Origin of the sequence: Citrobacter sp. Cb023 (assembly GCF_030336805.1) — a bacterium.
Classification (GTDB): domain Bacteria; phylum Pseudomonadota; class Gammaproteobacteria; order Enterobacterales; family Enterobacteriaceae; genus Citrobacter; species Citrobacter braakii.
Genome location: NZ_JAOWCV010000038.1, coordinates 354,736 through 372,298, shown reverse-complemented (window position 1 = coordinate 372,298; position 17,563 = coordinate 354,736). Strand labels below are relative to the sequence as shown.

The window sequence follows — 17,563 nt, the reverse complement described above, 5'->3', positions numbered from 1 at the left end:
ACCTTAGCCGATTGTCATCAGGCTGGCGTTCCCCCCGGCAGCGGCGGTATTGACGCTCAAGGAGCGTTCAATGTACAGCCTCTCCAGCAGAATATTGCTTTCGCCACGGGCAAAGCCCTGGACTGATACAATCGCCCCTTCGCGGGCAGCTACCGCTTCGCACAGTGAACGCAGTTGGTCGGAATCGCCGTGGAAAATAACGGCATCAAACGGCTGCGTAGTGATGTTGTCCGCTTTGGCAAACTGAATGCGCCCGGAGACGGCGGCTGGCAGACGTTTTGCCAGTTCACGATGGAACGCATCATCTGGCCACAGGATTAAGCTACCAACGGAAGCCACGGCGGCAACCTGTACCAGCGCGTCCTGTTCATCATCGGCGATACACAGTACGCGTTCACGCGGCAACAGCGTCCAGGTATTGCGCTCGCCAGTGGGTCCTGGCAGCAGACGCTGGGTACCGGCCTGCGCCAGTTCGCCAAACTGCTGACAGAGCGCATGCAGCGAGGGTCGATCGGTTGCCCATTCGCTGAGCGCTTCCAGCGGCTGAACGAGTGCAGCTTTAAGCTGCGCATCGACCGGGTAGTCTGCATCCTGACGGGCCAGCGTAATGCCTAACGCATTTTCCGGGCGGTTAGCCAGCAGGCGATACAGATACAGCGGTCCACCTGCTTTTGGCCCGGTACCAGACAAGCCTTCGCCACCGAATGGCTGCACGCCGACGACGGCACCGACCATATTGCGGTTAACGTACAGGTTCCCCACGTGTGCCGATCCTGTGACCTGGGCGATGGTTTCATCGATACGGGTGTGTACGCCCAGCGTCAGGCCGTAGCCGGAGGCATTAATTTGCTCAATCAGGTTGCCCAGATTGTTACGGGTGTAGCGCACGACGTGCAGTACCGGACCAAACACCTCTTTTTGTAATTCGTCGAAGCTATCCAGCTCGATCAGCGTCGGAGCAATAAATGTACCGGTTTGCCATTCACGCGCATCGTCGCTGTTTTCGCGCACGGCCTGAAACACCGGACGTCCTTTGGCGCGCATGGCCTGAATATGGCGTTCAATATTGGTTTTGGCTTCTTCATCAATTACCGGCCCAATATCGGTGGTCAGGCGACCTGGATTACCCATGCGACATTCCGCCATCGCGCCGCGCAGCATTTTCAGCGTATGGTCGGCTACATCATCCTGCAGACACAGGACGCGCAGCGCGGAGCAGCGCTGTCCGGCGCTGTCAAACGCTGAAGCCAGAACGTCGACCACGACCTGTTCCGTCAACGCGGAGGAGTCGACAATCATTGCGTTCATCCCACCGGTTTCGGCGATAAGCGGGATTGGACGCCCCTGAGCATCAAGGCGGGTGGCAATATTGCGTTGCAACAGCGTGGCGACTTCCGTTGAGCCGGTAAACATGACGCCGCGTACGCGCTCATCGGAAGTGAGCTGCGCCCCGACGGTTTCACCCTGACCAGGCAACAGTTGCACCACGCCCGGCGGTACACCCGCTTCGAGCAAAATAGCGATGCCCTGGGCGGCAATTAACGGGGTTTGTTCCGCCGGTTTCGCCAGCACGCTGTTACCCGCCGCCAGCGCGGCGGCAATCTGCCCGGTGAAAATGGCCAGCGGGAAGTTCCATGGGCTGATACAAACCACGGGTCCTAACGGTCGATGGGTTTCATTATCGAAATCATCGCGAACCTGACCGGCATAATAATGCAGGAAGTCTACCGCTTCGCGCACTTCCGCAATGGCGTTGCTGAAGGTTTTACCCGCTTCGCGTACCAGGATGCCAATCAGCTGCTGCATCTGACCTTCCATCAGAACGGCGGCACGATGCAAAATGGCGGCGCGCTCTTGTGGCGGTGTGGCGAACCAGATCGGCGCGTTATTCGCTGCGTTCTGTAACGCCTGTTCCACTTCAGCATGAGTCGCCTCGCGCACGTAACCGACAATGTCTTTCGGCTCGGCTGGGTTAACGACTGGCGTCATTTCGCCGTCAGCAACCGGGTGCTCCAGAATGGGTTTAGCGTGCCATTTTTGTAGCGCGCTGTTGAGCAGGGCAGAGGACAGCGAGGCCAGACGATGTTCGTTAGCTAAATCCAGCCCGCCTGAGTTTTCGCGGCCTTTACCGTACAGGTCACGCGGCAGGGCAATCTTCGGATGCGGCAGACCGGCCTGACCTTCTTGCTGCGCCAGTTTTTCAACAGCCTCGACCGGATCGGCAACCAGTTCATCCAGCGGCAGGGTCGTGTCGGCAATGCGGTTGACGAACGAGGTGTTGGCGCCGTTTTCCAGCAGACGACGCACCAGGTACGCCAGCAGCGTTTCGTGCGTGCCGACCGGTGCATAAATGCGGCATGGACGATTCAGTTTGCCATCCGCAACTTTGCCGGTGACCTGCTCATACAGCGGTTCGCCCATACCGTGCAGGCACTGGAACTCGTACTGACCCGGATAGTAGTTTTGACCGGCTAACTGATAAATCGCCGCCAGCGTATGGGCGTTGTGGGTGGCGAACTGCGGGTAGATCAGATTCGGTACGGTAAGCAGTTTTTTCGCACAGGCCAGGTAAGAAACGTCGGTGTACACCTTACGGGTGTAGACCGGATAACCTTCCAGACCGTCCATCTGGGCACGTTTAATTTCGCTATCCCAGTAGGCGCCCTTAACCAGACGGATCATCAGGCGGCGGCGGCTGCGCGTGGCGAGGTCAATCAGATAGTCGATAACATACGGGCAGCGCTTCTGGTAGGCCTGGATAACAAAACCGATCCCGTTCCAGCCTGCCAGTTCGGGTTCAAAGCACAGTTTTTCCAGCAGATCGAGGGAGATCTCCAGTCGGTCAGCCTCTTCGGCGTCGATATTAATGCCGATGTCGTACTGACGTGCCAGCAGAGTAAGCGATTTCAGACGAGGATAGAGTTCATCCATTACGCGATCATACTGCGCACGGCTGTAACGCGGATGCAGTGCCGACAGCTTGATAGAAATGCCTGGCCCTTCGTAGATACCGCGCCCGTTAGAGGCCTTACCAATGGCGTGGATCGCCTGCTGGTATGAAACCATATAAGCCTGTGCATCGGCGGCGGTCAGGGCCGCTTCGCCCAGCATGTCATAGGAGTAACGGAAGCCTTTTTCTTCCAGTTTACGCGCGTTAGCCAGCGCTTCAGCGATGGTCTCCCCGGTGACAAACTGCTCGCCCATCAAGCGCATGGCCATGTCGACGCCTTTACGCACCAGCGGCTCACCGCTCTTGCCGATAATACGGTTGAGTGAGCGTGAGAGGCTGGCTTCGTTATGCGTAGAAACCAGACGACCGGTAAACAACAGCCCCCAGGTCGCCGCGTTGACGAACAGAGACGGGCTGCGGCCAATGTGCGACTGCCAGTTACCGTTGCTGATCTTGTCGCGGATTAATGCATCGCGGGTCGCTTTATCTGGAATACGCAGCAAGGCTTCGGCCAGACACATCAGCGCGACGCCTTCCTGTGAAGAAAGGGAGAATTCCTGCAATAAACCTTGTACCATCCCGGCGCGGCCGCTGGCGGTCTTCTGGTTACGCAGTTTGTCTGCCAGATCGTATGCCAGCTTATGCGCCTGCTCGGCGATGGGCTGCGGCAGACGAGCCTGCTCCATCAGCATTGGTACGGCGTCAGTTTCGGCGCGGCGGTAAGCAGCGGTGATTGCCGCGCGGGAAACTGACTGCGGCAGGATCTGTTCAGCAAATTCCAGGAAAGGCTGATGCGCTTCATTTTGCAGCGTGGTCGACTCATCGCCCTCATTCGCAGCACCCGCCAGTAGGGCCGGTAGTTCTGGAAGCGCGTCGTCATTTTCTAGTCTTTCGAGATAATTAAAAATGGCTTGTTTGATCAGCCAATGTGGCGTGCGATCGATTCGTGATGCTGCTGTTTTAATACGCTCGCGAGTGGCGTCATCCAGCTTAACCCCCATCGTGGTGGTTCCCATGCCGTTTACTCCTGTTGTACTGAAATACGGGTCTGATAGTTACCGAGAAATATCCACTATGTTGCAACTTTGTGCAACCGTGTTAAATGTGACTTGGTTTGCAAGCTTGGAAATGAATGAAATGTTAATAAACGTGAGTGTTTTGACGGGGGCTATAAAAGTTGCCGAATCTTTTTCTCTGCGGTAGTTAACACTTTTAAAAGGTGCAACCGAAAAAAGTGTGAGAGAGTGCAACCTACAGAAAAATGCTATCTACTCTGGATCAAATTTGATGTAAATGGTGTGTTAAATCGATTGTGAATGACCATCGCTTCCGGCAGGATACGGTCGCCCTGGTAAACATAGATATCTTTGCCACGTTCCGGCAGGGTAATAAAACGGCAAGCCACGGCATTGCTGATACATAATTTTGGAGAGTTTTGATGGCTATTAGCACACCGATGTTAGTGACATTCTGTGTCTATATTTTCGGCATGATATTGATAGGGTTTATTGCATGGCGTTCAACCAAAAACTTTGACGATTACATTCTGGGTGGACGCAGTCTGGGTCCATTCGTGACCGCGTTATCCGCCGGGGCATCTGACATGAGCGGCTGGTTGCTGATGGGGCTGCCTGGCGCGATTTTCCTGTCGGGGATTTCAGAAAGCTGGATCGCTATTGGCCTTATTTTGGGCGCGTGGATCAACTGGAAACTGGTGGCCGGACGTTTACGCGTGCATACCGAATACAATAACAATGCGCTGACGTTACCGGATTACTTTACCGGTCGCTTTGAAGATAAAAGCCGAATTCTGCGTATTATCTCTGCGCTGGTTATTCTGCTGTTTTTCACCATCTATTGTGCTTCCGGTATTGTGGCAGGGGCGCGTCTGTTTGAAAGCACCTTTGGCATGAGTTACGAAACAGCGCTGTGGGCAGGGGCGGCCGCGACGATTATTTATACCTTTATCGGTGGTTTCCTGGCGGTAAGCTGGACCGATACCGTCCAGGCCAGCCTGATGATCTTCGCCCTGATCCTGACGCCGGTGATGGTAGTCATTGGCGTGGGTGGGTTTGACGATTCGCTGGAAGTGATTAAACAAAAGAGCATTGAGAACGTGGACATGTTCAAAGGGCTGAATTTTGTTGCCATTATTTCCCTGATGGGCTGGGGTCTGGGCTATTTCGGTCAGCCGCATATTCTGGCGCGCTTTATGGCGGCTGATTCTCACCATAGCATTGTTCATGCTCGCCGCATCAGTATGACCTGGATGATCCTGTGTCTGGCAGGTGCAGTTGCCGTTGGCTTCTTTGGTATCGCTTACTTTAACAACAACCCACAGCTTGCCGGTGCCGTTAACCAGAACGCCGAACGCGTGTTTATTGAACTGGCGCAAATCCTGTTCAACCCGTGGATTGCCGGTATTCTGCTGTCTGCGATCCTCGCTGCGGTGATGTCGACTCTGAGCTGCCAGTTGCTGGTGTGCTCCAGTGCAATCACCGAAGACTTGTATAAAGCGTTCCTGCGTAAAAATGCCAGCCAGAAAGAGCTGGTATGGATTGGTCGCATCATGGTGCTGGTTGTGGCGCTGGTGTCTATCGCGCTGGCGGCGAACCCGGAGAACCGTGTGCTTGGTCTGGTAAGCTACGCCTGGGCTGGCTTTGGCGCGGCGTTTGGTCCGGTGGTTCTGTTCTCCGTAATGTGGTCGCGTATGACGCGTAACGGCGCGCTGGCCGGGATGCTCATCGGTGCGGTGACGGTAATCGTCTGGAAGCAGTTTGCCTGGTTGGGTCTGTATGAAATCATCCCGGGCTTTATTTTCGGCAGCATCGGTATTGTGGTCTTCAGCCTGTTGGGTAAAGCGCCTTCAGCCGCTATGCAGCAACGTTTTGCCGAGGCTGATGCGCATTATCACACAGCTCCGCCATCGCGTTTACAGGCAGAGTAATCCTCCTCGATCTTTAAGCCCGCCGCGTGCGGGCTTTTTTATTTGTCCCCGCTGCAAAACCGCCCTAATCGTTACCCGCCTAACTGTTTACATTAAGTCATCATTCTCAAAACATTCTGCTTGAGTTTTTCTTTACTGTAATGATAATCACTATCACTGTAATTTACTTTTCTTTTCATCAATTGACTGAGAATAACGTTTAAGGGTTCTTCGCATGTTTGTTCCATTTCTTATTATGTTGCGCGAAGGGTTAGAGGCCGCGCTGATAGTCAGCCTGATTGCCAGCTACCTGAAACGGACTCAGCGTGGTCGATGGATTGGTGTGATGTGGATTGGTGTTCTGCTGGCGGCGGCGTTATGCCTGGCGTTAGGCGTTTTCATCAATGAAACCACCGGTGAATTTCCGCAAAAAGAACAGGAGCTGTTTGAAGGCATCGTGGCGGTCATTGCCGTGGTGATCCTCACCTGGATGGTGTTCTGGATGCGTAAAGTTTCGCGCAACGTCAAAGTCCAGCTTGAACAGGCTGTCGATAACGCGTTGCAACGCGGCAATCATCACGGCTGGGCGCTGGTGATGATGGTCTTTTTTGCCGTTGCCCGTGAAGGCCTGGAATCGGTGTTCTTCCTGCTGGCGGCATTCCAGCAGGATGTAGGCATTTGGCCACCGTTAGGTGCGATGCTGGGGCTGGCCACCGCAGTGGTACTGGGTTACCTGATTTACCTCGGCGGCATTCGCCTCAACCTCGGGGCATTCTTCAAATGGACCAGCCTGTTCATTTTGCTGGTGGCCGCTGGTCTTGCTGCTGGGGCCATCCGCGCGTTCCACGAAGCCGGGTTATGGAATCATTTTCAGGATGTGGCGTTTGACATGAGCAGCGTGCTTTCAACGCATTCGCTGTTTGGCACATTGATGGAAGGTATTTTCGGCTATCAGGAAGCGCCGAGCGTCAGTGAAGTCGCCATTTGGTTTATCTACCTGATTCCGGCATTGATTATGTTTGCACTGCCGCCGCGTTCAGGCACTACGGCATCGCGTACCGCACCCTGATAAAAACGCGATGCAGAACATTCCTTAGTTACAACATACTTATTTATAGGGATAGGTTATGACGTTTAATTTTCGCCGTAGTGCGCTGCAGTTGGGTATTGCCGCGCTGTTTGCCTCCGCTTTTTCTGCACAAGCCGCCGATATTCCGCAGGTGAAAGTCACGGTTAACGACAAACAGTGTGAGCCGATGACGATCACGGTTAACGCTGGGAAAACGCAGTTCATCATCCAGAACCACAGCCAGAAAGCGCTGGAGTGGGAGATCCTTAAAGGGGTTATGGTGGTTGAAGAACGTGAAAACATTGCGCCGGGCTTTAGCCAGAAAATGACAGCTAACCTGCAGCCAGGTGAATATGATATGACCTGCGGTCTGTTGACCAACCCAAAAGGTAAACTAATTGTAAAAGGTAGCGCAACGGCGGATGCCGCGCAGGGTGATGCTCTGCTGAGCCTAAGTGGCGCGATTACGGAATACAAAGCCTATGTGACAGCCGAAACTGCACAACTGGTTGCGGGCACCAAAGCATTCACCGATGCGATTAAAGCTGGCGATCTGGAAAAAGCGAAATCGCTGTATGCGCCAACCCGTCAGCATTATGAGCGTATTGAACCGATTGCTGAACTGTTCTCCGATCTCGACGGCAGCATCGATGCGCGTGAAGATGATTATGAGCAAAAAGCCGCCGATCCTAAATTCACCGGCTTCCACCGCCTGGAGAAAGCGTTGTTCGGCGACAACACCACCAAAGGAATGGACAAGTATGCCGACCAATTAAACCGCGATGTTCTTGACCTGCAAACGCGTATTAGCGAACTGGCCTTCCCACCGTCAAAAGTGGTTGGCGGGGCAGCAGGACTGATTGAAGAAGTCGCTGCCAGCAAAATCAGCGGAGAAGAGGATCGCTACAGCCATACCGATCTGTGGGATTTCCAGGCCAATATCGATGGCGCGCAGAAAATCGTCGATCTCCTGCGCCCTCAGTTACAAAAATCCAATGCTGAGCTGTTGGCGAAGGTGGATGCGAACTTCAAAAAAGTCGATACCATTCTGAGCAAGTACCGTACCAAAGACGGCTTTGAAACCTATGACAAACTGACCGACGCCGATCGCAATGCGCTGAAAGGGCCAATCACGACGCTGGCGGAAGACTTGTCGCAATTACGCGGTGTTCTGGGTCTGGATTAAGCAAAATGCAGCAAGATAATGAAAACGGCGTGAGCGAACCTTCACGCCGACGTTTACTGAAAGGGATGGGCGCCCTGGGTGGGGCGCTGGCGCTGGCGGGTGGATGTCCGGTTGCCCACGCGCAAAAACCACAAAGCGCGCCGGGAACGCTGTCCCCCGATGCGCGTAGTGAAGCGCAGCCGTTTTATGGTCAGCATCAGGCAGGGATCCTGACGCCGCAGCAGGCATCGATGATGCTGGTGGCGTTCGATGTTCTCGCCAGCGATAAGGCTGATCTGGAACGCTTGTTCCGCTTGCTGACTACCCGATTTGCGTTTCTGACCACGGGCGGGCCGGCGCCGGATACGCCGAACCCGCGTTTACCCCCTATGGATTCCGGTATCCTCGGCGCATACATTGCGCCAGACAACCTGACGATGACGTTGTCAGTCGGCGCCTCGCTATTTGATGAACGTTATGGCCTGAAATCGCAGATGCCGAAAAAGCTGCAAAAAATGACCCGCTTCCCGAATGATTCGCTGGATGCGGCGCTGTGCCATGGTGATTTGCTGCTGCAGATTTGTGCCAACACGCAGGACACCGTTATCCATGCGCTGCGCGATATCATTAAACATACGCCCGATCTCCTTAGCGTGCGCTGGAAACGTGAAGGGTTTATTTCCGACCATGCCGCGCGCAGCAAAGGCAAAGAGACCCCGGTCAACTTGCTTGGTTTTAAGGATGGCACCGCGAATCCGGACGCGACGGATGCGAAGTTGATGCAAGACGTGGTGTGGGTTACGGACGGGCAGGGCGAACCTGTCTGGGCGCAAGGTGGTAGTTATCAGGCCGTCAGGCTCATTCAGTTTCGCGTCGAGTTCTGGGATCGTACGCCGCTGAAAGAGCAGCAAACGATATTTGGTCGAGATAAACACACCGGCGCGCCGCTGGGTATGCAGCACGAGCACGATGTGCCTGACTATGCCAGCGATCCCGAGGGTGAGGTGATTGCGCTCGACAGTCATATCCGCCTGGCGAATCCGCGCACGAAAGAGACCGAGTCCAGCCTGATGATGCGCCGTGGCTACAGTTATTCGCTCGGTGTGACCCCATCCGGTCAACTGGATATGGGACTGTTGTTTGTCTGCTATCAACACGATCTGGAAAAAGGCTTTTTGACTGTGCAGAAACGCCTCAACGGTGAAGCGCTGGAAGAGTACGTCAAACCAATTGGTGGGGGCTACTTCTTTGCTTTGCCGGGTGTCAAAACCGCTGATCAATATCTGGGACAATCTCTACTCGAAGCCTGATGATCACGCCCCGTTGTACAGCGGGGCTTTTCCTGACATCTGTATGAATGAACAAATTATTTTTTATGATCGGTATGAGACTGAAATAATTCTGTCATCTCTCTGCAAGAGACTGTCTCTGGTGATTAGATAGAATTTAAGTTAACAGCAAGTAAAAATATTGTTGCATTAACGAAAGATTATGATGTAATTATAAGAAACAGCGGTAGTTCCCGGCGGTGATAGTCGTTCACTATGGAGATCGCGATGGAAAAGTCCTGTATTGGACACATTTTTCACAGTAGCTGCAGTACGTTACGCGGACGTTTCTCTTCCGGTAGCCACCTCGTCACCGCTAAATCTCTCTCCCTTTCACTTCTTATCTTCGTAACTGACACCTTGTACGGTGCGCGTAGCCGTGTGTGGCGTCTTATCCGAAAGCAAGCAATGGCTTACAAGGAAGCCAACCCTCAGATGTTCGTGCGCATAATCGTGCCGCCAACGGCGCGTGTGATGTATACCTACAACTCAAGGTGCTATCCATGGGAAGACAAAAAGCAGTGATCAAAGCTCGTCGTGAAGCAAAACGTGTGCTGAGGCGGGATTCGCGTAGCCATAAACAACGTGAAGATGAATCGGTCACCTCGCTTGTGCAGATGGGCGGCGTAGAAGCGATTGGTATGGCGCGTGATAGTCGCGACGCCACGCCAATCACGGCGCGGAATGAAGCTCAGGCCCAGTACCTGAATGCTATCGAGAGTAAACAGCTGATCTTCGCTACCGGTGAAGCCGGGTGTGGTAAAACCTGGATCAGCGCGGCAAAAGCAGCAGAGGCCCTGATCCACAAAGACGTGGACAGGATCATTGTAACCCGTCCAGTTCTGCAAGCTGATGAAGACCTCGGCTTCTTACCTGGAGATGTTTCCGAGAAGTTTGCGCCTTATTTTCGTCCAGTGTATGACGTGCTGGTGAAACGTCTGGGCGCCTCCTTCATGCAATATTGCCTGCGGCCTGAGATTGGTAAGGTGGAAATCGCGCCATTCGCCTATATGCGTGGACGCACATTTGAAAATGCAGTGGTCATTCTTGACGAGGCTCAGAATGTTACTGCAGCACAGATGAAGATGTTTTTGACTCGCCTCGGGGAGAATGTGACGGTGATTGTGAACGGGGATGTGACCCAGTGCGATCTACCCGCCCACGTTCGCTCAGGGCTAAGCGATGCGCTGGCCCGTTTCGAAGAAGATGATATGGTTGGGATTGTTCGTTTCAATAAAGACGATTGCGTCCGTTCGGCACTCTGTCAGCGGACGCTCAATGCTTACAACTGATAAGTACTCCGTCTTCAAGGCCCGGGAAACCGGGCTTTGTTATTTGACGTCAGCAGATTACTTTCTTTTGCTGCTCCAGTAGTTGGCGCAGGCCTGGTCAAACAGCTGGTTATTTTCGTCTATTTTCTTTAGCGCTTGTGCCAGAAAGGTCAGCAGGTCATCCTTATAAATCCCACCTACCGTAGTTTCTTTTCGTAAGATCCCATTGCTGGTGTAGATTTTTTTAATGGTGACGTTATGCCTGACGTTGCAAATAACCGTTCGCTGATACTCTTCGTAGAATCGGCTGTCAGGATCGAAAAACGTATTTATTTCATTCGGTGTACGTTTGAGGATTTTTCGCGAGAAAACCTTTAAGGGAATAAATCCTGCTTCGTCTGCCTGCGACATGATCTCATCAAGCAAAGTTCCTTCTATGTTTAACATGCCGTTATTTTCCTGATTGCTTGAGAAAGCGGTTGTTACAGCATAAGAGTGGTTTGGATAATGTGCAACGGGGCGGGGGATGATGCTTGATAGCGCGATGCTTATCAGACCTACAGGTTAACGCTATTGAGGACGGGTCACATGCGAAAAAAAAGCCCGTACTTGCGTACGAGCTCTTTCTCGAATATGGCGGTGAGGGGGGGATTCGAACCCCCGATACGTTGCCGTATACACACTTTCCAGGCGTGCTCCTTCAGCCACTCGGACACCTCACCATATTGTTGTTCCTATGCTACCGGAACGGGCGCTAATTTAGGGAAATACCGCTCCGGCGTCAATCAACTTTTTGAAAAAAACGTGCATTTACACAAACTTCAATCAATATGCAGCTTAAATAAGCGGGAATTGTTTTTTTTGCCAGCACCCTAAAGTTTGCTACTCTGATGTTCCCTCGAAAAATGATGATTATAAGTGCGAGTACGTTCCGCATAACAATGTTCAGGAGACGTTATGGATATAATTTTCTATCACCCAACATTCGATACGATCTGGTGGCTTAATGCGCTGACAAAGGCCATACCTGGCGCGCGGGTCCGTGAGTGGAAGGCAGGTGATAATGCGCATGCTGACTACGCGCTGGTCTGGCATCCTCCGGTTGAAATGCTCGCCGGACGAAAATTAAAAGCCGTATTTGCGCTGGGTGCGGGCGTCGATTCTATTCTCAGTAAACTAAACGCTCATCCGGAAATGTTGGATGCGTCGATCCCGCTTTTCCGTCTGGAAGATACGGGGATGGGCCTGCAAATGCAGGAATATGCGGTTAGTCAGGTATTGCACTGGTTCCGTCGCTTTGATGACTACCAGGCATTAAAAAACCAGGCGAAATGGCAACCGTTGCCAGAATATACCCGCGATGAGTTTAGCGTCGGGATCATGGGCGCTGGTGTTTTAGGCGCAAAAGTTGCAGAAAGTCTGCAAGCATGGGGGTTCCCGCTACGCTGCTGGAGTCGTACGCGTAAATCCTGGTCTGGTGTGGAAAGCTTCGCCGGTACCGAGGAACTGGGCGCGTTTTTGAGTCAAACTCGCGTGCTGATCAACCTCCTGCCTAATACGGCAGAAACCGTAGGCATTATTAACGCTGATTTACTCAGCCAATTGCAGGATGGCGCTTACGTGCTCAACCTGGCGCGCGGCGTTCATCTCAATGAAGACGATCTTCTGGCATCGCTGGACAGCGGCAAAGTGAAAGGTGCCATGCTGGATGTCTATAGCCGTGAACCGCTGCCGGAAACCAGCCCGCTATGGAAACATCCGCGTGTGGCAATGACGCCGCATATCGCCGCGGTAACACGCCCGGCAGAGGCGGTGGACTACATCTCCCGTACGATTTTGGACCTGGAAAGTGGGAAATCCGTAACGGGTCAGGTTGATCGCGTTCGGGGATATTGATGGTAACCCGGCAAGTGCCGGGTTTCAGCTAATAAATGGCGACGATACCTGCTATCCTTGACGGAAAATGACTACAGGAGAGAGTTATGTATCCCGTTGACCTGCATATGCATACCGTCGCCAGTACCCACGCCTACAGCACCTTAAGTGATTACATCGCTGAAGCCCATCGCAAAGGCATCAAGCTGTTTGCCATAACCGATCATGGACCGGACATGGCGGATGCGCCTCATCACTGGCACTTTATTAATATGCGCATTTGGCCTCGTATCGTCGATGGCGTAGGGATCCTGCGCGGTATCGAGGCGAATATTAAGAATATTGAAGGCGAAATCGACTGTTCAGGTCCGATGTTTACTTCTCTGGATCTCATCATTGCGGGCTTCCATGAGCCGGTTTTTGCACCTCATGATAAAGACACCAATACCCAGGCAATGATAGCCACGATGGCCAGCGGTCACGTGCACATCATCAGCCATCCGGGGAATCCCAAATATCCCGTGGATATCACAGCGATTGCGCAGGCGGCGGCAAAATACCAGGTCGCGCTGGAAATCAATAACTCCTCGTTTTTGCATTCGCGTAAGGGGAGTGAGGACAATTGTCGCGCGGTCGCTGCGGCAGTGCGTGATGCCGGAGGCTGGGTGGCGTTAGGATCGGATTCACATACCGCTTTCACACTGGGTGAATTTGGTGAATGCCGTAAAATTCTGGATGATGTAAATTTCCCGGAAGACAGAATTTTAAACGTCACCCCTAAACGCCTGCTGGCGTTTCTGGAATCGCGAAGCATGGAGCCGATCGCGGAATTTGCTGAACTGTAATTGTTACTAACTGGAATATATCAATGAACGAGTTTTCTATCCTGTGTCGTGTACTGGGCTCGCTGTTTTACCGCCAACCGCAGGACCCTTTACTGGTTCCTCTGTTTACCCTGATTAGTGAAGGTAAACTGTCCGCCAACTGGCCGCTGGAACAGGACGAACTGCTCACTCGTCTGCAGAAAAGCTGCGATATGCCTCAGTTGGCTGCGGATTACAACGCGCTGTTTGTCGGCGACGAGTGTGCGGTGCCGCCTTACCGTAGCGCCTGGGTAGAAGGGGCGAAAGAATCCGATGTTCGTGCTTTTCTTTCTGCCCGCGGAATGCCGCTGGCAGATACGCCTGCAGATCATATTGGCACGCTGTTGCTGGCGGCTTCATGGCTTGAAGACCAGTCTGCGGAAGATGAAAGTGAAGCACTCGAAACCTTGTTTGTGGAATACCTGTTGCCCTGGTGCGGCACGTTCCTTGGCAAAGTTGAAGCGCACGCAAACACACAGTTCTGGCGTACCATGGCACCGTTAACGCGTGATGCCATTGGCGCGATGTGGGACGAATTGCAGGAAGATACTGAAGAGTAAATGTGATTTAGATCTCATTAAACTGCAACTCAAATTACATCATTGCATGAATTGTGTGCACGATCTCATTCCCATGCCGTTTTTCTGCTAAGATACGCGGCATGAACATACTTCTCTCAATTGCAATCACTACGGGCATTCTCTCTGGGATTTGGGGATGGGTGGCCGTATCTCTTGGTTTACTCAGTTGGGCTGGCTTTCTGGGCTGCACGGCCTATTTTGCCTGTCCGCAGGGTGGGCTGAAAGGGTTGTGGATCTCGGCGTGTACGCTGCTAAGCGGTGTGGTGTGGGCGTTGGTGATTATTAACGGTAGCGCGCTTGCCCCGCATATGGACATTATTGGTTATGTCATGACGGGAATTGTCGCGTTTCTAATGTGTATTCAGGCAAAGCAATGGTTGCTTTCATTTGTGCCGGGTACCTTTATTGGCGCATGCGCAACGTTTGCAGGGCAGGGTGACTGGCAGTTGGTCGTGCCTTCTCTGGCGCTGGGGCTGGTATTCGGCTATGCGATGAAAAACAGCGGATTGTGGCTGGCATCTCGTCGTGAGAATCGGCTATCGTCGACGCTGACCAGTAAATAAAAAAAGCGTGAGGGTTTTCCTCACGCTTTTTATGCTGTATCGACCACTCAGGATTCCGGAGGTACCGACAAATGGCGGTATTTAACCAGGATGTCATTATCAACTTGTTTCTTATCCTGCAAATCCCACAATCCGCGATCAATCCCGTCATTAATCAGGAAGATAACGCCGGTTTCAATTGCTGACATCAGACAAAGCATAACCGGTTCGTTAGAGGTGTAGCCAATTTCACCTTCCAACAGTCGCTGGTAGTCAATGAAGCGGAATACCCCAGCCTGCACTTCATAAGACAAGATAGTTTTGCTGGTATTCACCGATGAGAGGATTTCACCGGTACTAACGTTAACCACACGTAGGTTGACCGCTATCTGGTCGAGCTGGTACTGCGTATCGGCGCCAATACCGAAATAGCGCGCACCAACGCCACCCGATTTAACGTTGCTTTCATAACCAATAATTGACCCTTCTACCATGATGTTTGCCGCGGTCAGAGACTGCAGAGGGATCCGGTTATTAATGGCAACTGTGCCGTTTTCCTGAGCCGCACGAATGATTTTTCGTTCGTTAAGCAAGTTCTGCAATCCCTGACGTTCCAGCGGAACGAACCAACGAGAATCCTTCAATGCGGTGACAAGCATCGCCGTGGCGCTTTGCGGGACGGCGGTTGAGAAGTTACTTGCCGGATAAGGTTTAAACTGGCCAGTCTCATCCTGAATATTGTATACCGAGACAAAAATCTTACCTGTAGGCATGGGCAGGTGCGTCAAGTCTTTATAGCTTTGGGCTCGGGGCATTAATGTCGGCTTAGCGGCTTCTTGCGGCGGGGCTGTTAAACATCCGCTGAGTAAAATTACTGCCACCATGATAAGTAAGCGCTGCATGATTTTTTCCTTTCGTGGCTATAATTTAGAAATCGGTCGACTGATTTTGTAAACCCGACACTTCAATAGTCGACGTTCTCCCCGTTTTCCTGTCCGTGACATTCAGTTGCAGTTGTCCATCCCGGTTGGCGATATCAACGATAAAATCGCTGGTTACCATCCTTCCCGGCTTACCGGTATTGATATTGGTAAGTAAGCCACCGAGTATTTGTGACTGGATCGCCTGGGTAAAGTTATCCAGCGCTGTTGGGGTTTCAATGCCGTAGTCGCCGGCACTCGGATCTTTATACGAGTTTTGCGCCTGTGCGCTGTTCAGTAAAAAAGAGCCGTTATTTGGGTTACCACCAAAGTTAGGGTTGCGGAACTGGAACGTCATATTTCCGGCCCAACTTAATGGTGAAATCAGCATGAGCAAAACCACTGCATGTTTGACACGCATGAAAGCCTCCGGACAAAATCATGTTTTAGAATTCATCGCGCGCTAAATCGCTCGTGCTTAATAGTGTTTGATCTATTTGCCGACGATTTAATGCTTCCTCAGTTTCTGCCAATGCAAAGACCACAATTTTGTCGAAGTCTCTTTTCGTCGGGAATAAAAAAGTCTGGAAGATAACGTCCTGATTGACCGTTATGGTGATCCAACTTCCCCAACGTGCACTGGGTCTTTCATTAATGGTTAAGTTTCCTGTGTACTTACTTTCCCACTTGTCACTAAAGGCCCGGTAAAAATCATGGCCAATGGAAGAGACAGTGTGGTCAGTTAACAGTCCGGGAACCTCCACCTCTACAGCCGCGTGTAGATTCCCGGCAGCAAGGAACAAATTTGCTGCCACAATCCAGGTCAAATAGCGTTTCATGGCTTTATCGCCTGAGGTTATCATTGGCCCACGAGACCGCCTGCGTACGATTTTTGACAGCTATCTTTTTGAAAAGATTATAAAGATGTGTTTTCACCGTATTTTCACTAATAAATAGTGAACGCGCGATTTCAATATTTGAGGCGCCGATACGCAGTTTATTAAGGATCTCTTTTTCACGGTGCGTAAGTAATGCCGACTCCGTGCTGTTATAGCGGTAGTTCCCGGAATGCGTGATCAGGTAGCTGGCAAGCTTTTGCGAAAAGTAGCATTCGCCCCGCAACACACCCTGCAAACCGCTGACTACACGCTGCTCATCTTCAGTTGCGTAAAATACGCCATTGATATGCGGCCAGTTTTCAATATCCCGGTAAGGATAATCATCTGGGGTATTCAACAATAAAGTTTTTATATTGTTGTTTTTTCTGCTCAAATTATCTTGCCAGTAATGGATCAGTTTTTTATCTGCCTCCATCATATCCAGTAAAACAATGCAGCTGGAGGATATATCATCCAGAGAACGTTGAATATTATGTAGTTTTCCGGTTAACGCCAGCGATTGCTTTAAATGCTGTAATAACGCAGTTGCCTGCAGGGATGGTTTAGTGATCAACAATAATGTATGACCATGAATACTATGGACTTCATTAAACATGATGAAACTCCACTTTTTTAGTCGCACACCTGACAGTTGCCTCTACTAAAATAGAGGCACCAGAAGTACTGACAGATGTTGCACTGCTGTGTAGAAATAAAACTTCGACCCAACGGGGTGAAAATATTAAAACAAATGGACTTCAACTGATTTCAATCTAGCTATTACAAATCTTAAAGCAAGTGTTAAACATGTTACATAATGTAAATTTATATATTAAAATGTGATTTTTGCGTTTTTGTGGAGTTTAGATTTGATAGTAAAGTTGTACATTTTAGCGTTATTGCATAGATTTAAAAAATCATACAAATTATAATATCTTATTGAATTTTAAGAAATAAAATTATAATTAGATGGTTTTAGATTTCTAATGAATTTTGATTTTTTTGTCTCACTTTAAGTTGAACAATTTTAGATAGAAAAAAATGACACTTGTCACGACTTGTACCGAGGACAATCCCACTACCGTCTGCAAGGCCCAGAAAACGCGGGAAACGCGTTTTTTTGTTACTGCATAGAAATTCACTCATCGGGTTACAAAAGAAATAAAATCCAGAGCTATAACGGTGTTAATTGCGG

General features: G+C 51.3%; 16 protein-coding genes and 1 tRNA gene. 10 read left to right on the top strand and 7 right to left on the bottom strand.

The genetic code is table 11. The annotated features are described in order from the left end of the window. Positions 1-3 precede the first annotated feature (3 nt). The gene (putA, locus tag OGW44_RS15575) at positions 4-3,966 is read right to left on the bottom strand and encodes a trifunctional transcriptional regulator/proline dehydrogenase/L-glutamate gamma-semialdehyde dehydrogenase (protein ID WP_185654355.1); all 3,963 of its coding nucleotides are present in this window, start codon (positions 3,964-3,966) and stop codon (positions 4-6) included. Between the two features lie 422 nt (positions 3,967-4,388). Between putA and putP the strand changes: the two genes are divergently transcribed. The 6 genes from putP (at position 4,389) to phoH (ending at position 10,730) form a co-directional block, all read left to right on the top strand. Continuing rightward, the gene (gene putP / locus OGW44_RS15570; RefSeq protein ID WP_016152586.1) at positions 4,389-5,897 is read left to right on the top strand and encodes a sodium/proline symporter PutP; all 1,509 of its coding nucleotides are present in this window, start codon (positions 4,389-4,391) and stop codon (positions 5,895-5,897) included. Positions 5,898-6,111: 214 nt separating this feature from the next. After that, the gene (efeU, locus tag OGW44_RS15565) at positions 6,112-6,945 is read left to right on the top strand and encodes an iron uptake transporter permease EfeU (RefSeq protein ID WP_019076441.1); all 834 of its coding nucleotides are present in this window, start codon (positions 6,112-6,114) and stop codon (positions 6,943-6,945) included. A gap of 58 nt (positions 6,946-7,003) precedes the next feature. Then, on the top strand, positions 7,004-8,131 hold the full coding sequence (gene efeO / locus OGW44_RS15560) for an iron uptake system protein EfeO (protein ID WP_016156169.1): 1,128 nt from the start codon (positions 7,004-7,006) through the stop codon (positions 8,129-8,131). Between the two features lie 5 nt (positions 8,132-8,136). Next, positions 8,137-9,420: an iron uptake transporter deferrochelatase/peroxidase subunit gene (gene efeB / locus OGW44_RS15555; protein WP_185654356.1), complete on the top strand. Its 1,284-nt coding sequence runs from the start codon at positions 8,137-8,139 to the stop codon at positions 9,418-9,420. A gap of 246 nt (positions 9,421-9,666) precedes the next feature. Beyond that, positions 9,667-9,963: a hypothetical protein gene (locus OGW44_RS15550; protein ID WP_016152591.1), complete on the top strand. Its 297-nt coding sequence runs from the start codon at positions 9,667-9,669 to the stop codon at positions 9,961-9,963. After that, positions 9,942-10,730 (top strand): phosphate starvation-inducible protein PhoH, encoded by a 789-nt coding sequence (gene phoH, locus OGW44_RS15545; protein WP_016152592.1) that lies wholly within the window; start codon positions 9,942-9,944, stop codon positions 10,728-10,730. The genes OGW44_RS15550 and phoH overlap by 22 nt, the downstream gene beginning before the upstream one ends. A gap of 57 nt (positions 10,731-10,787) precedes the next feature. Here the strand turns inward: phoH and OGW44_RS15540 are convergent, their stop codons facing one another. Both OGW44_RS15540 and OGW44_RS15535 read right to left on the bottom strand, forming a co-directional pair. Beyond that, positions 10,788-11,156 carry a hypothetical protein gene (locus OGW44_RS15540; protein ID WP_185654357.1) on the bottom strand — a complete coding sequence of 123 codons (369 nt, stop codon included), beginning with the start codon at positions 11,154-11,156 and terminating at the stop codon, positions 10,788-10,790. Positions 11,157-11,343: 187 nt separating this feature from the next. Continuing rightward, positions 11,344-11,431: transfer RNA gene (locus tag OGW44_RS15535), tRNA-Ser, on the bottom strand. Positions 11,432-11,666: 235 nt separating this feature from the next. Here OGW44_RS15535 and ghrA point away from each other — a divergent pair. The 4 genes from ghrA (at position 11,667) to OGW44_RS15515 (ending at position 14,591) form a co-directional block, all read left to right on the top strand. Continuing rightward, positions 11,667-12,605, top strand: a complete 939-nt coding sequence (gene ghrA / locus OGW44_RS15530) for a glyoxylate/hydroxypyruvate reductase GhrA (protein ID WP_185654358.1) — start codon at positions 11,667-11,669, stop codon at positions 12,603-12,605. A gap of 86 nt (positions 12,606-12,691) precedes the next feature. After that, positions 12,692-13,429 carry a phosphatase gene (locus OGW44_RS15525; RefSeq protein WP_185654359.1) on the top strand — a complete coding sequence of 246 codons (738 nt, stop codon included), beginning with the start codon at positions 12,692-12,694 and terminating at the stop codon, positions 13,427-13,429. A 23-nt stretch (positions 13,430-13,452) separates the two neighbouring features. Then, complete coding sequence (locus OGW44_RS15520) at positions 13,453-14,007, top strand: TorD/DmsD family molecular chaperone (RefSeq protein WP_016152596.1); 555 nt, start codon at positions 13,453-13,455, stop codon at positions 14,005-14,007. A gap of 101 nt (positions 14,008-14,108) precedes the next feature. Further along, the gene (locus OGW44_RS15515; protein WP_016156175.1) at positions 14,109-14,591 is read left to right on the top strand and encodes a DUF1097 domain-containing protein; all 483 of its coding nucleotides are present in this window, start codon (positions 14,109-14,111) and stop codon (positions 14,589-14,591) included. Between the two features lie 47 nt (positions 14,592-14,638). On the opposite strand, the gene csgG is transcribed toward OGW44_RS15515, so the two are convergent. The 4 genes from csgG to csgD are packed head-to-tail and all read right to left on the bottom strand — an operon-like array spanning position 14,639 to position 16,984. Then, on the bottom strand, positions 14,639-15,472 hold the full coding sequence (gene csgG / locus OGW44_RS15510; RefSeq protein WP_016152598.1) for a curli production assembly/transport protein CsgG: 834 nt from the start codon (positions 15,470-15,472) through the stop codon (positions 14,639-14,641). A gap of 25 nt (positions 15,473-15,497) precedes the next feature. After that, complete coding sequence (csgF, locus tag OGW44_RS15505; protein WP_016152599.1) at positions 15,498-15,911, bottom strand: curli production assembly/transport protein CsgF; 414 nt, start codon at positions 15,909-15,911, stop codon at positions 15,498-15,500. 25 nt (positions 15,912-15,936) lie between these two features. Then, complete coding sequence (gene csgE / locus OGW44_RS15500; protein WP_016152600.1) at positions 15,937-16,329, bottom strand: curli production assembly/transport protein CsgE; 393 nt, start codon at positions 16,327-16,329, stop codon at positions 15,937-15,939. 4 nt (positions 16,330-16,333) lie between these two features. After that, positions 16,334-16,984 (bottom strand): biofilm master transcriptional regulator CsgD, encoded by a 651-nt coding sequence (csgD, locus tag OGW44_RS15495; protein WP_003036091.1) that lies wholly within the window; start codon positions 16,982-16,984, stop codon positions 16,334-16,336. Positions 16,985-17,563: the final 579 nt, after the last annotated feature.